Origin of the sequence: Fusobacterium sp., assembly GCF_032477075.1 — a bacterium.
GTDB lineage: Bacteria > Fusobacteriota > Fusobacteriia > Fusobacteriales > Fusobacteriaceae > Fusobacterium_A.
Window position 1 is genome coordinate 43,941 of the sequence record NZ_JAWDXO010000007.1, and the last position, 15,289, is coordinate 59,229.

The window sequence follows — 15,289 nt, forward strand, 5'->3', positions numbered from 1 at the left end:
GGAGGAACATATAATGGATAACATTATTATGACTGTTGGGACCAGTCTCGTAGAAAATTATATAGCCAACAATCCCAAAAAAGAAAATATAACTAAAGAGGATATACTTGAGTATTACGAAAAAGAAAATATAGAAGATTTTAGAGATAGAAGATACGGAGCTGAGATAATAGCACTTGAAAATCTTACAGAGAAAAAAATATTTTCTGGAAAAAGAATATTTTTAATAATTCATGATACTGTAAATGGAAAGTTGGCTGGAGAAGTTCTTGAAGAATTTATACTTAAAAAAAATATAGCAAAAGTTGTAGAGAAAAGAATTATTCATAACTTAAACAAAAGAAATCATAAGGAATTTAAAACTATTGGACTTAAAGGACTTACAGAAGAGATAAGCAATATAGTTAATAAGATAGGAAACAGCTTAAATATATGTGTGTGTACAGTAGGAGGATATAAAGCTGAGATATTTCTTGTAGGACTCATGGCACAGCTTTTACACTTAAAGTCATATTTTATGTTTGATGAATTCAATGAAGTAACAGAAATATCACCTTTACCAATGAAGATAGATTACGATTTTTATTTAGAAAATAAAGAATTCTTTAAATTGTTAGACAAGAAACAAAAAGTTAAGGAATCTGAAATAAAAGAGATTCTCAATGGAAATCCTCATTTAAAAAATTTTATAGAATTTGATGAAGAAAATGGAGAGAAATATGCTGAATTTTCTGCAATGGGAGAATTCTATATGAAAAGAATGACATCAACAAGTAATCTTCCTTTAAGTACAAGCAAATATTCGCCAGCAGATAAAGAAATGGAAGGAAGTATACAAATAACAGAGGAATTAGAAAATATAGCTAATTCATTAAAATCTTCTCCATATGTAGAAAAACTAAAAGTTGTATACTATAACCCTGATAGAAATATAGCATTTTCTAAATTTTCACTAGCTCAAAATTACCATGAACAGATGATAGTGAGTTTAGAGTATAAGTGTAAAAAAGGAGTTGCAGGAATAGATTTGTATACAGTAAGTGGAACAGAAAAAGTTATGAAATCATTACTTGCTTATTTTAATGAAAATTTTTTAGATTAATAATATTAATATATTGATTATATAGGGGCTGATATAGATCAGCCTTTTTATAATTTATAAAATATAGTATAATAATATAGAAGGACATTTTGAAAATAATTAATATTCAATTAAATTCAAAAGAAAAATATGGTATTATTTACATAGAAATTTAAAAGAGGTGGACATAATGATTGTTGGTCTGACAGGTGGAATAGCAAGTGGAAAGTCTACAGTAAGTAATTTTTTTAAGGAATTAGGATTGGAAGTGTTAGACGCTGATGAAATAGTAAAGGAAGTCAGCCAAAAAAAAGACACTATAAATAAAATAGTGAGAGTTTTTGGAAAAGATATTCTTGATAATAAAGGGAAAATAATAAGAGAAAAATTAAGAGTAAAAGCTTTTGAAAATAAAGAGTTATTAAATAAATTAAATGGGATAATCCATCCACAAGTAATAGAAATATTTGTAAAAAAGAAAAAAGAAATTTCTGAAAGTTCCATTGTTATTTTTGATATTCCACTTTTATATGAAGCTGAAATGGAAAATTTATGTGATAAAATAGTTGTAGTATATATTAAAAAAGAATTACAGATAGAAAGAGTAATAGAAAGAGATAAAAACATCAGAGAATTAGCAGAAAAAATAATAAATGCTCAGATGTCATTGGAGGAAAAAGCAAAGAGAGCAGATATTGTGATAAATAATAATGGTACATTAGAAGATTTAAAAAATCAGGTAGATGTGGTATACTGTAATCTGCAAAAATAAAAAATGTGAGGTAAATTATGAAAATAGTAGCTCCAGCAGGAAATATGGAGAGATTTTATGCTGCTGTAAAAGCAGGAGCCCAAGAAATATATATGGGACTAAAAGGATTTGGAGCAAGAAGAAATGCTGAAAATTTTACACTGGCGGAATACAAAGAAGCTCTTGATTATGCTCATAAAAGAGGAGTGAAAATATTTCTTACACTTAATACAATAATGATGGAAAAAGAAATGGATTTTCTTTATGAAAATTTGAAAGTTCTTTATGAACATGGACTTGATGCAGTTATTGTTCAAGATTTAGGATATTTTAGATATATGAAAGAAAATTTTCCAGATATGGAATATCATGGAAGCACTCAGATGACAGTGGGGAATCATATAGAAGCTGAGTATCTAAGAAAAATAGGATTTAAAAGGGTAGTTCTTCCTAGAGAAATGACATTTGAAGAGATAAAAAAAATTAGAGAAAATACGAGTATAGAATTGGAAATATTTGTATCAGGAGCATTATGTATATGTTATTCTGGAAACTGTTATATGAGTAGTTTTATAGGAAGCAGAAGTGGGAACAGAGGTATGTGTGCACAGCCTTGCAGAAAAGAATATACTGATAGTAAGGGAAATAAAGGATATTTTTTAAGCCCCAAAGATCAATTATTGGGATATGATGAGATTCAAAAGTTAAAAAAAATAGGAATAGAAAGTATAAAAATAGAAGGAAGGATGAAAGATCCTAATTATGTATTTGAAACTGTTGAATATTACTACCAAATGATAACTGAGAAAAAAATAGAAGAAAGAGTATCTAAGATATTTAATAGAGGTTACAGTAAAGGATATTTTCATGGTGCTGACTCATCTCTTATCAATAAAAATTATTCATATAATTTAGGTAGAGAAATAGGATCGATATTTGGAAAAGAATTAAAACTTAAAGATAGGGTTGTTCTAGGAGATGGAATAATATATCTGTCTAAAGATTTTGAAAAACTTGGTGGTGGATATTTGAATAAAATAGAAGTAAAAGGTTCAAAAGAAGTGAGAAAAACAGCTGAATTTGGAGAAACTATTTTTTTAAAAGATGCACCAAGAGGAAGTAAATATGTATTCAGAAGTTTTGCTAAAGAAGTAAATGATGATATTGAAAGTAAACTGAAAAAATATGACCAAAAGCTTAATATAACAGGAAAATTTTTAGGAGATTTTGGAAAAAAACCTCTCTTAATACTGGAAGCTATAAATAATCATGGAAAAAAGATAAAAGTTGAAAAATTTGGAGAAAATGAAATTGAGGCAGCAGCTAAAAGAGCTGTAACAGCGGAAGAAATAATAGAAAAATTAAAAGAAACTGGTGATACTTCATTTAATATAACTAATATTGATTGTCGTATATCAGAGGGAATATTTCTTCCTGTATCTGTAATAAAATCTTTAAGGAGATCTGCATCAATGGAGTTAGAAGAACTTATCATAGAGAGCTATAGAAGAAAAGCAGAAAATAAATATCAACTTCCTTATGAAGAAGATATGGAAAGAGAAGTTATTTTATCTGCAATAGTATCAAATACTGCACAAGAAAAAGCAGTAAAAGAATATGGAATAGAAAAAATATATAAAAGAGGATATGATATTGCTAGAGAAGAAATGTTAAATGAGCAGGATATAGGTAGCAAACTTGCTGCTAATCTTTATCAGCTTATAGAGAATAAAAATAATGATGTAACTATAAATTGGAATTTGAATATATCCAATAGATATACCATTGAAGAATTGGCGAAATTAAGAAAGGCTGAAACTGTAATACTTTCCCCAGAAATAAGTTTTGAAAAAATAAAGGAAATAGGGAAGACAAGCTTAAAAAAAGCTATATTAGGATATTCAAAATTAAAAGGAATGTATGTTGAAATTTCACTTTTTAATAAAAATAAAGAAATAATAGAAAATAGTGAAGGAGATAGATTTACTGTTGTACAGAATATTATGGGAAATAGTGAAATATTTTTTGAAAGACCTTTAAATATTCTGAATGATATGAGTAAAATGAAGAAACTGCATATAGATGAAATCGTTATAGAGTTTACTATTGAAACACCAGAAGAGGTTGGAGAAGTTCTTAATAACATGAGATTAAGAACAGGAATATATAGAGCATTTAACTATGAAAGAGGGGTGTATTAATTTTATGAATAAAAATAAGAAATGGGTAAGGGATTTAGGAACATGGTTTGGACTTGGAGATATACCTAAAGCACCTGGAACATTTGGAACATTAGGTGGAGTACCAGTATTTATGCTTCTTTCTTATATAAGAAAGTTTTTTCCAAATAATATGGTATATAATTCTTTTTATTTTATGTTCTTAATAACTTTTTTTGCAGTAGCAGTTTATATCAGCGACATATGTGAAAGGGAAATATTTAAAAAGAAAGATCCTCAAAATGTAGTTATAGATGAAGTGCTGGGATATTTAACTACTCTTTTTCTTATAAATCCAGTAGGAGTATCTCAAAATATAAAAGCTATGGTTATTGGGTTTGTTATATTTAGGTTTTTTGATATAACAAAATTAGGTCCTATTGATAAATCACAGCATTTTGGAAGAGGTATAGGTGTGGTACTTGATGATTTTTTGGCTGGTATAATTGGAAATTTTTTAATGGTATGTATCTGGAGTATATTTTTTTAAAAACAGGGGGCATTGTAAATGAAAGCAGGATTGATTCTTGTAGGTACTGAACTTTTAAATGGGGGAATGCTGGATACTAACAGTCTCTATATAGCAGAAGAATTGAATAAATATGGAATAGAAATAGAATTTAAAGTAACAATCAGAGATTTTATGGATGAAATAATAAAAACTGTAGATTATGGGAAGAGGAATGTGGATCTTATTATAATGTCAGGAGGTCTTGGTCCCACAATAGATGATATAACAAAGGAAGCTATAGCAAAATATCTGAACAGACCACTTATAGTTGAAGAAAATGAATTGAATGAATTAAAGGAGAAGTTTGAAAGAGCCAAGATAAATTTTGTAGATGTAAATGTAAAAGAAGTTGAAAAACCAAAAGGAGCTATAAGCTTTAGAAATGATGCAGGTATGGCTCCAGCAATATATATAGATGGAATTGCAGCGTTTCCAGGAGTTCCTAAGGAACTCTACAATATGCTTCCCAAATTTTTAAAATGGTATAGTAAAGAAAAAAATATTAATGCTGATGGAATTTATATAAGAGATATACTTACTTTTGGACTAGCAGAATCTCTTTTAAATCAGGAAATAAGAGATTTTTTTATAGAAGATGGAATATACTATGAATTTCTTGTAAAGAATTATGGAACAATAGTGAGACTTCAAAGTAAGGAGAGTAATAAAAATAAAGTAGAAAAAATAGTGGAAAAGATATATAATAAAATAGGTAATTATGTATTTGGTGAAAATGCAGACAGATTAGAGAAGAAAGTAGTGGAACTTGTAAAAAAACTTGGAATGAATATTTCAACAGCAGAATCATGTACAGGTGGTATGATTGCCAGTCGTTTAATAGATGTACCAGGAGTCTCTGAAGTATTCAAAGAAGGAATAGTTTCATATAGTAATAATGCTAAGACGAAAAGACTTGGAGTAAAAAAAGAAACATTGGAAAAATATGGAGCAGTAAGTGAAGAAACTGCTAGGGAGATGGTCATGGGACTTGATTCTGATATAGCTATTGCTACTACAGGAATAGCAGGCCCAGATGGTGGAACACCTGAAAAACCTGTTGGACTTGTCTATATAGGAATAAGAGTTAAAGATGATATCTATATAGAAAAAAGATTTTTCAATGGAGATAGAATGAAAATCAGAGAAAGAGCAGTTTCTCAAAGTCTTTTTAGTCTGATAAAAATATTAGATAAAGGAGAGTATGATGAGTAGTATAGGAGAAAGAATAAAGAAAAGTAGAAACGAGAGAGGACTTTCTTTAAGAGAGTTAGCTTCCAAAGTGGACTTATCTGCTAGCTTTTTATCTCAAATAGAGCAGGGAAAAGCTTCTCCTTCCATTGAAAATTTAAAAAAAATAGCTAATTCATTAGATGTAAAAGTAAGCTATCTTATTGAAGATGAAGAAGAAGCTAGAAATATGGAAGTTGTTAAAAAAGATGAGAGAAAATATATAGAAAGTATAGATTCAAACACTAAAATGGCTCTTCTTACAACATCAAATATTGATAAGACAATGGAACCTATTCTTTATGAAATAGGTCCAAATGGAGAAAGTGGAAGAAGTTTCTATACTCATAATGGAGAAGAGTTCATCTTTATTATTGAAGGAAAACTGGATGTATATATAGATGAGACTGTATATAGTTTAAATGAGGGAGATAGCCTGTATTTTAAATCTAGTCAGAAGCACAGATTTAAAAATACCACTGACAAACTTACAAAGGCTATATGGGTTGTAAATCCTCCAACATTTTAATAGAAAATAAAAAGAAGATTTCGGAGGTAAATTACATATGAAAATAGAGGTAAAAGTACTTAACTCTATAAGATTGACTAAACTTTTGATAGCTGCCAGCAGATGGCTTTCAAAATATGCAGATGTTTTAAATGATTTGAATGTTTATCCAGTGCCGGATGGTGATACTGGAACAAATATGTCTATGACACTTCAGGCAGTGGAAAATGAATTGATAAAAATGAACCATGAACCAAGTATGAAAGAACTTGCTGATAGAGTCTCAGAAGCAGTATTACTGGGAGCAAGAGGAAATTCAGGAACTATTCTGTCTCAAATCATACAAGGATTTTTGAATGGAGTAAGAAATAAAGAGGAAATTACAGTAGATGATACCATCAATGCTTTTGTTTTAGCAAAAGAAAAAGCATATCAAGCTGTTTCCGAACCTGTAGAAGGAACAATGCTGACTGTAATTAGAAGGGTAGCAGAAGAAGCAGTAGCTTATAAAGGAGATAAAGATGACTTTATCCTGTTTCTTGTACACTTAAAAAATGTAGCATATGAAGCAGTAGAAGATACTCCTAATCAGCTTCCTAAATTAAAAGAAGCAGGTGTAGTAGACGCTGGAGGAAAGGGAATATTTTATGTTCTTGAAGGATTTGAAAAATCTGTAACTGATCCAGAAATGTTAAAAGATTTAGAAAGAATAGTACAATCAAGAGCAAAAAGAAAAGAAAGACTTGAAAATACAACTCAGGTATTGGAAGATATAAAATTTAAGTATTGTACAGAATTTATAATTGAATCTGGAAATTTTGATTTAGATGAATATAAAGCAAAAGTAAGCTCACTGGGAGATTCACTTGTATGTGCTCAAACTTCTAAAAAAACAAAAACACATATACATACAAATCATCCAGGACAAGTTTTGGAAATTGCTGGTGCACTTGGGAACCTTAATAATATAAAAATAGAAAATATGGAGATACAGCATCAAAATCTTCTTGTTTCTGAAAATACAAATTATCAGGTAGAATCAACAGAAAAAGTATTTATTAGAAGCGAAAATGCAGCACCAATTGCATACTATGCTATTGTAGATAATAAAGAGCTTGGAAATTTATTCCTTGATGATGGAGCTGCAGCTGTACTTATTGGAGGACAAACACAAAATCCCAGTGTTGCAGATATAGAAGATGGATTAAAAAGAATAAATGCTGAAAGAATAGTTATTCTTCCAAATAATAAAAATATTATATCAGCAGCTAAAATGGCAGCAGAAAGATCTAAAAAAGAAATTATGGTTTTCGAAACAAAATCAATGTTGGAAGGGCATTATATTATAAAGAATAAAGATGAAAAAATTGAAGATATTTTAAAACAAACAGCTAGGAATTATTCTATTGAAATAACAAAAGCTGTAAGAAATACAAAGGTTGATGATATTCAAATAGAAGAGGAAGATTATATTGCTCTTGTAAATGGGAAAATAAAAATAAAATCATTAGAATTGACTTCTTTGATAAAGGAAATTTATAATATTTATATAAATGAAAATACATTAAATATATTTAGTGTAATTGGAGATGGAGCAACTAAAGAAGCTGATGAAGTATTAAAAGAAACTAATGGTATAAGATATAATGAATTTAAGGCAAACCAAGGAAATTATCCATATTATATTTATATAGAAAATAGAGATCCGAATATGCCTGAAGTAGCAATAGTTACTGATTCTACATCAGACTTAACAAAAGAATTTATAGGAGATTTATCTATAAATATTATCCCACTTAAAATAAAATTAAATGATAATTATTACAGAGATGGAGTAGATATTTCTAAAAGAGAATTTTGGAAAAGACTGCTTACAGAAAATGTATCACCAAAAACTTCACAACCTTCACCAGCAGAATTTAAAGAATTATATGAGAGACTTTTTAATAAAGGATATAAAAAAATTATATCTATTCATATTTCAAGCAGATTAAGTGGTACACAGCAGGCTGCTAGAGTAGCAAAAGGTATGCTGAACAGAGCAGATGATATAACTATTGTAGATTCAAAGGCTGTTAGTCTTGTTTTAGGACATCAAGCTTTAGAAGCAGCAAGAATGGTACAAGCTGGGGCTACTTATGAAAAAATACTTGAAAGACTTGATGAAATGCAAGAAAAAATGAAGTTGTATTTTATAGTTAATGATCTTTCCTTTTTAGAAAAAGGTGGAAGAATAGGAAGAGCTTCTTCTGTTATTGGAAGCCTTTTAAAAGTAAAACCTATATTGAAATTAGAAAATGGTGAAGTGACTATTGAGACAAAAACTTTTGGAGATAGAGGCGCATTTTCATATATAGAAAAATTAATAAAAGCAGAAAGCAAGAAAAATAGCATAATCCTGTATACAGCCTGGGGAGGAACAAACAAAGAACTTTCAAAAGCTGATGCAATAAAAAATATGACTGATAATTTCAAAAAAGTAGAGTATAGAGGAAGATTTGAAATAGGTGCTACTATTGGTTCGCATTCAGGTCCTGTATTTGGTTTTGGAATGATGTCAAAAATAAGATAATTGAAAGCAGGGGATTCTTTATTAGGTTGGTATATCTATATAGAGAATCCTTGCTTCTTTTTATAAAATATTTCTATTATTGAAAATGGTAAAATAAACCATGTAAAAAGTTTTTAAAATTTTTTATATATAAGGAGGAGCATAAGGTGGTAAACATCAAACTTATTGCAGGTTTATTAATTTTTGTGGTATCTTTTTATTTTATTCTTTTTGGAAAGCAGCCAAAATCACTTACAGCTATTATTGGAGGAAGTTTAATGGTACTTGTAGGAGTAATGAATCAAGAAGAGGCTTTAGAATCCATAGGAAGAAATTTGGAGATTTTATTACTTTTAATGGGACTTATGATGGTAGTAGAAATAATGTCTGAAACTGGTATTTTTCAATGGGCAGCAATAAAAGTTGCTCAACAAGCAAAGGGAGATCCTATGAAGATATTGATGATGCTGTCAGTAGTAACAGCTGTCTGTTCAGCTTTTCTGGACAATGTTACAACTATTCTCTTAATAGTTCCAGTCACTATATTGTTAGCTAAAAAGCTGAAAATAGATCCATTTCCATTTATAATGGTACAGATATTTGCTTGTAATATAGGAGGAACAGCAACAATGATAGGAGATCCACCAAATCTTATCATAGCAAGCCTTGGGAATTTAGATTTTAATGATTTTTTGATAAATCTAACACCAATTGTAATAGTAAATATGATAGTACTTTTATTTACAGCAAAGTTACTTTTTGGAAAAAAGTTTACTGTATCAAGAGAGTTAAAGGCGAGTATAATGGATTTGGAACCTGATAGAAGTATAAAAAATAAAAAACTCTTGATGCAATCGTGTGCTCTATTTTCTATAATACTTATTGGATTTTTAACAAATATGGTAACAAATATAGGGCTTGCAGTTATATCTATAACAGGATCAGTTATTTTACTTACAATAAGCAAGAAGAGCCCAGAAGAGATATATAAAAAAGTAGAGTGGGAAACACTATTTTTCTTTGGAGGATTATTTGTTTTAGTTGAAGGAGTAGATAAACTTGGAGTGATTGCACAGATTGGGAAGATGATAGTTAAATTTACAGAAGGAAATCTAGAAAAAACTGGAACAGTAGTAGTATTAATTTCATCATTGCTATCTCCAATACTTGGCTCAGTGCCATATACTTTATCTTTTTCAAAAATTATAGCAAATATTGTACCAAATTTTACAGGGCATACAGATGTTTTATGGTGGGCATTATCTTTAGGAGCTTGTCTTGGTGGAAATATGACATTAGTAGGAGCTCCAGCTAATATAGTAGGAGTATCTATTGCAGAGAAGGCAGGAGTAAAGATAAGTTTTATGGATTTCTTCAAATTGGGGATATTGATTGTTATTCAATCAATGGTTTTAAGTGTTATTTATATTAATCTGAGATATTAAAGTTTTAGAGGAGGAATATATGAAGTTTTCAAGTTATTTAGACCCACAGTTTATTTTTACTGATTTAAAAGGAAAAACTCCTAAGGAAATTATCACAGAGATGATAGAAAGATTATCTTTGAAAGATAAAAAGATAAATGAGTTAAAAGATGCAATTGTAAAGTCAGTAATAAAAAGGGAGGAAGAGATATCAACAGGGATGGGAAATGGGATAGCCATACCTCATGCCAGAATAGAAAATTTCAATGATTTTATTGTTTCTATTGGTATATTGGAAGAACCTATTGAAGTTGAGATTGCAGCAACACGTAAGACTGATAAAGTAAAACTTGTATTTTTGATTATTTCAGATGTGCTGAAAAATAAAAATATACTAAAAGTAATGAGTGCTGTTTCAAAAATGGCTCTAAAAAGGAAAAACCTTTTAGAGAAAATCAAAGAAGAAAAAAATCCTGTTAAAATAATTGAATATATTCAAGAATCAAATATTGAAATAGACCATAGAATAATTGCAGAAGATGTATTGAGCCCAGATATAGAACCTGCCACTCCAGAAAATACTTTGGAAGAAATAGCAAAAAGACTTATACTTGAACAAACAAGCGGTCTTCCAGTAGTAGATAAAGATGGAATATTTTTAGGAGAAATAACTGAAAGAGAACTTATTGACTTTGGTATGCCTGATTATCTTTCTTTAATGGGTGATCTCAATTTTTTAACTGTTGGAGAACCTTTTGAGGAATATTTAGTGAATGAAACCACTACTACAATTGAAAAATTATATAGAGTAGATGAAAGAGTAAAAATAGATAGGAAAACTCCTATTATGGAGATATGTTTCATTATGGTTAACAAAGGACTCACAAGATTATATGTACTGGATGAAGGAAAATATTATGGAATGATAAGAAGATCAGATATAATCAAAAAAGTACTTCATATTTAAACTTTCAGTCTTAGGGGAAAGAATCAAAATGAGGAGGAAAATTATGATGTATATGCTGATAGGGTTAATTGTATTTTTTACAGTATTTTATTTGATGATAACAGAAAAAATACCAGGACCTTGGGCAACAATGATAGGTGGGCTTATAATGGCTCTTATTGGGATAATAAATGAAGAGGATGCTTTAACTGCTATTTCTGAAAGATTGGAAATATTATTTCTATTAATAGGAATGATGATAATTGTTTTGCTTGTATCTGAAACAGGTGTATTTCAGTGGTTTGCCATAAAGGTAGCCCAACTTGTAAGAGGAGAACCATTTAGATTGATAGTTTTACTAGCAATAGTAACAGCTCTATGTTCAGCATTTTTAGATAATGTTACTACGATCCTTTTAATGGCACCAGTATCAATATTATTAGCAAAGCAATTGAAATTAGATCCTTTCCCTTTTATAATAACAGAAGTTATGTCTGCTAATATAGGTGGACTTGCTACATTGATTGGTGACCCAACACAATTGATTATAGGAGCTGAAGGAAATCTTGGATTTAATGAGTTTCTTTTCAATACAGCACCAGTAGCAGTACTTTCTATGGTTCTGCTTATAGTAAATGTCTATTTTATATATGGAAGACATATGGTGGTATCAAATGAGCTAAAAGCTAGGATAATGGAATTGGATTCTTCAAGAAGTTTGAAAGATCCTAAGCTTTTAAAACAGGCAGCTGTAATTTTCTCTTTAGTACTAATTGGATTTGTTTTAAATAATTTTATTAATAAAGGTCTTGCAATTATTTCATTGTCAGGAGCAATATTTCTTGTAGTTATAGCAAAAAGAAAACCGAAAGAGATCTTTGAAAATGTAGAATGGGAAACTTTGTTCTTTTTTATAGGATTATTTATGATGATAAAAGGAATAGAAAACTTAAATATAATCAATATAATTGGAGATAAGCTTATAAAAATAACTTCTGGTAAATTTGATCTTGCTGTAATAGCTGTTACTTGGCTTTCTGCTGGATTTACTTCTATAATAGGAAATGTTGCCAATGCAGCAACTGTTTCTAAAATACTTGGAGTTATGGTTCCAACATTTGATAAGATAGGAGATCCTAAAGCTTTTTGGTGGGCTCTGTCGTTTGGATCATGTTTAGGAGGAAATATTACTATGTTGGGATCAGCTACAAATGTTGTTGCTGTAGGAGCTGCTGCTAAAGCTGGATGTAAAATAGATTTTTTAAAGTTTTTTAAATTTGGAGGGCTTATAGCTTTTCAAACATTATTATTGGCAACTGTTTATCTTTATGTAAGATATATGTAGAATAAAAGGGAGGAAATATGCGAATATTTCGATTTGAAAGCATAGATTCTACAAATGATTATCTTAAAAATAAAAAAGATATTCAAGAGTTTGATTTAGTAATAGCTGAAATTCAAACTAAAGGGAGAGGGAGAAGAGGAAATAACTGGTTTTCCAATAAAGGAATGGCTCTCTTCAGTTTTTCATTAAAAGTTGATAAGGACATTTCAGCAGAAGAGTATTTCAAGCTGCCTCTTGTTATAGGGATTTCTGTATTAAGAGGAATTAAAAGAATAGAAGAACTAGACTTAAAATTTAAATGGACAAATGATGTTTATTTAGATGATAAAAAACTTTCAGGGATACTTGTAGAAAAAATAGATAATTTTTTTATCATAGGCATAGGAATAAATGTAAATAATAAAGAAATGGGAATAGTCAATGAAGTAGCTATATCCTTAAAAAATAAAACAGGAAGAAATTATATAGTAGATGATATAATATTTGCTGTAATAGATGAATTTAAAAAATATTATAAGAAGTTTTGTGATGGAGAATGGAAATATATATTGGATGAAATAAATAATAAAAACTATCTTAAAAATAAAATAGTAAATATTGCAAGGACAAATGAAATTGTTACTGGAAAAGTTAATGAGATAGCTCAAGATGGGAGATTGGAAGTAGAGATATCAGGAGAGAAAAGATTTTTTGATATTGGGGAAGTGCATATAAAAAGGGTGAAAAATGAAATTGATTAATATAAAAGAAAAGTTATTTAGAATGCTCACTGAAGATCTAGATCTTGGCTATGTAGTAGATATTATAAAAAAAAATCTTGATTTCAAATCCAAGATGAAAATGATAATAGATATAGCTAAAAAAAGTGAAAATTATGATTTTATAATTTTTCTTATAAAAATGACAATAGCTATATCTGTTTTTCTTCCTATAATATCCCAGCTATGCAGTATGAAATCCATAAATATATTTAAATTAAACTTTCAGACTTTTAAACAAATTCCAGTACTTTTTGTGAATATATTTCCAATAATTGTTATAGGAAGAAAAAATCTTATTTTTAAAGATGGAGCATTAAAGGCAATAATACTAATACTTTACTATATTGTATGTATTCCTATAACTATAATTATTTTTGGACTTAATATAGAAAAAATAGGTAATGAATATGAGGATGTTTATTTTCTAGTTTTTTTTGTAAATATAATACTTCTTTTTACCAGTCACATTGTGCTTATAAAATATTGTGTGACTGATATGATTTTTAGAAAAAGAAAAGTTAAAAGTAGTGATGTAATAATTACCTTAATGACATACATTACATTGGGAATAAGTTTTGGAGCACTTTATTCTGTGATAAATATCTATTATAATGGACAGGCTTTTCGTGGAATGGATGGAGTTGATACCACTTTATATTTTTATTTTAAACATATATATTTTAGTTTTGTAACATTAACAACTTTAGGATATGGGGACATATATCCAATAAAATTTTTGGGACAATTTTTCGTTATTATAGAAGCATTGACAGGAATCTTTCTTTTAAATTTTTCTTTGGGAATAACTTTAAGTTCAGGGATATTAAATTTTCAAATAAATCAAAAAGATGATGAAGTTAAAATAAAAGGAACAGATGATTCAGGAGAAAAAAGTAATGAATAGAAAAAAAGTAATAATAGGAATGAGTGGAGGAGTTGATTCTTCTGTAGCAGCATATCTTTTGAAAAAAAAAGGCTATAGAGTTATAGGTGTAACATTAAACCATAAGAGAGAAGAAGCTCTTGAAGAAGAGATAAAAACTGCTCAAAGGATATGTCATTCTCTTGATATAGAACACAAAACTATAAATATAAAAGAATTATTTCAGAAAGAGGTTATAGATGACTTTTTAGAAGGATATTCTCAGGGAGTAACTCCTTCTCCATGTATTATTTGTGATGAAAGAGTAAAGATGAGAATTCTTTTTGAAATTGCAGATAAAGAGGGAGCAGATTTTGTAGCTACTGGACATTACAGCTCTGTAGAATACTCAAATGAATTCAAAACTACTCTTTTAAAAGTTTCCTGTGATCTAAGAAAAGATCAAAGCTATATGTTGTATAGATTAGATAATAACAAGATATCGAGGCTCTTGTTCCCACTTCATTCTTATGAAAAGAAACAGATAAGAGATATAGCAAAAAACATTGGTTTAGAAGTTCACGATAAAAAAGATAGCCAAGGAATATGTTTTGCTAAAAAAGGGTATATAGAATTTCTCAGAAAACATTTAGGAGACAGTATAAAAAAAGGAAAGTTTGTAGATAAAACTGGAAAGATTATTGGAGAACATGAAGGATACCAATTATATACAATTGGACAAAGAAGAGGGTTAGGATTGAAACTTCCAAGAGCATATTTTATAACAAAAATTGATAAAGAAAAAAATGAAATAACTATTGGAGAATATGAAGAACTATATAAAAAAAGAGTGGAATTAAAGAAATATAAATTATCTGTAAAAATAACTCATATTTTGGATAAGAATATTATTGGAAGACCTAGATTTTCGAGTTTTGGTACAAATGGAAAAATTTTATTTGAAAATGAAAAGCTTTTTTTTGAATTTGATGAAGAGAGTCCACAAACTGCTCCTGGACAACATTTAGTTTTATATTATAAAAATTTAGTATTAGGTGGTGGAATAATATCATAACTTGACAACTTTTATTAAAATCGTTATA

The 15,289-nt window shown here is 28.8% G+C and carries 13 protein-coding genes; all 13 read left to right on the plus strand.

The features are described from left to right. The first annotated feature begins 13 nt into the window (after nt 1-13). Nucleotides 14-1,102, plus strand: coding sequence for an antitoxin (locus E6771_RS04755; protein WP_316089989.1), 1,089 nt, complete (start codon nt 14-16; stop codon nt 1,100-1,102). A gap of 169 nt (nt 1,103-1,271) precedes the next feature. Then, nucleotides 1,272-1,853 carry a dephospho-CoA kinase gene (gene coaE, locus E6771_RS04760; protein WP_316089990.1) on the plus strand — a complete coding sequence of 194 codons (582 nt, stop codon included), beginning with the start codon at nt 1,272-1,274 and terminating at the stop codon, nt 1,851-1,853. 17 nt (nt 1,854-1,870) lie between these two features. Further along, nucleotides 1,871-4,033: a U32 family peptidase gene (locus tag E6771_RS04765; protein WP_316089992.1), complete on the plus strand. Its 2,163-nt coding sequence runs from the start codon at nt 1,871-1,873 to the stop codon at nt 4,031-4,033. 4 nt (nt 4,034-4,037) lie between these two features. Further along, nucleotides 4,038-4,541, plus strand: coding sequence for a phosphatidylglycerophosphatase A (locus E6771_RS04770; protein ID WP_316089994.1), 504 nt, complete (start codon nt 4,038-4,040; stop codon nt 4,539-4,541). 18 nt (nt 4,542-4,559) lie between these two features. Further along, complete coding sequence (locus tag E6771_RS04775) at nt 4,560-5,774, plus strand: CinA family nicotinamide mononucleotide deamidase-related protein (RefSeq protein WP_316089995.1); 1,215 nt, start codon at nt 4,560-4,562, stop codon at nt 5,772-5,774. Continuing rightward, nucleotides 5,767-6,318 carry a helix-turn-helix domain-containing protein gene (locus tag E6771_RS04780; RefSeq protein ID WP_316089996.1) on the plus strand — a complete coding sequence of 184 codons (552 nt, stop codon included), beginning with the start codon at nt 5,767-5,769 and terminating at the stop codon, nt 6,316-6,318. Before E6771_RS04775 ends, E6771_RS04780 begins: the two co-directional genes overlap by 8 nt. Before the next feature lie 37 nt (nt 6,319-6,355). Continuing rightward, nucleotides 6,356-8,869, plus strand: coding sequence for a DegV family EDD domain-containing protein (locus E6771_RS04785; protein WP_316089997.1), 2,514 nt, complete (start codon nt 6,356-6,358; stop codon nt 8,867-8,869). A gap of 146 nt (nt 8,870-9,015) precedes the next feature. Further along, complete coding sequence (locus tag E6771_RS04790) at nt 9,016-10,293, plus strand: ArsB/NhaD family transporter (RefSeq protein ID WP_316089998.1); 1,278 nt, start codon at nt 9,016-9,018, stop codon at nt 10,291-10,293. A 19-nt stretch (nt 10,294-10,312) separates the two neighbouring features. Further along, the gene (locus tag E6771_RS04795; RefSeq protein WP_316089999.1) at nt 10,313-11,239 is read left to right on the plus strand and encodes a PTS sugar transporter subunit IIA; all 927 of its coding nucleotides are present in this window, start codon (nt 10,313-10,315) and stop codon (nt 11,237-11,239) included. Continuing rightward, nucleotides 11,232-12,563 carry an ArsB/NhaD family transporter gene (locus E6771_RS04800; protein WP_316090038.1) on the plus strand — a complete coding sequence of 444 codons (1,332 nt, stop codon included), beginning with the start codon at nt 11,232-11,234 and terminating at the stop codon, nt 12,561-12,563. Before E6771_RS04795 ends, E6771_RS04800 begins: the two co-directional genes overlap by 8 nt. A gap of 17 nt (nt 12,564-12,580) precedes the next feature. Further along, complete coding sequence (locus E6771_RS04805) at nt 12,581-13,303, plus strand: biotin--[acetyl-CoA-carboxylase] ligase (protein WP_316090000.1); 723 nt, start codon at nt 12,581-12,583, stop codon at nt 13,301-13,303. Beyond that, nucleotides 13,290-14,228 carry a potassium channel family protein gene (locus E6771_RS04810; protein WP_316090001.1) on the plus strand — a complete coding sequence of 313 codons (939 nt, stop codon included), beginning with the start codon at nt 13,290-13,292 and terminating at the stop codon, nt 14,226-14,228. Before E6771_RS04805 ends, E6771_RS04810 begins: the two co-directional genes overlap by 14 nt. Continuing rightward, nucleotides 14,221-15,261: a tRNA 2-thiouridine(34) synthase MnmA gene (gene mnmA / locus E6771_RS04815; protein ID WP_316090002.1), complete on the plus strand. Its 1,041-nt coding sequence runs from the start codon at nt 14,221-14,223 to the stop codon at nt 15,259-15,261. The genes E6771_RS04810 and mnmA overlap by 8 nt, the downstream gene beginning before the upstream one ends. The last annotated feature ends 28 nt before the right edge of the window (nt 15,262-15,289 follow it).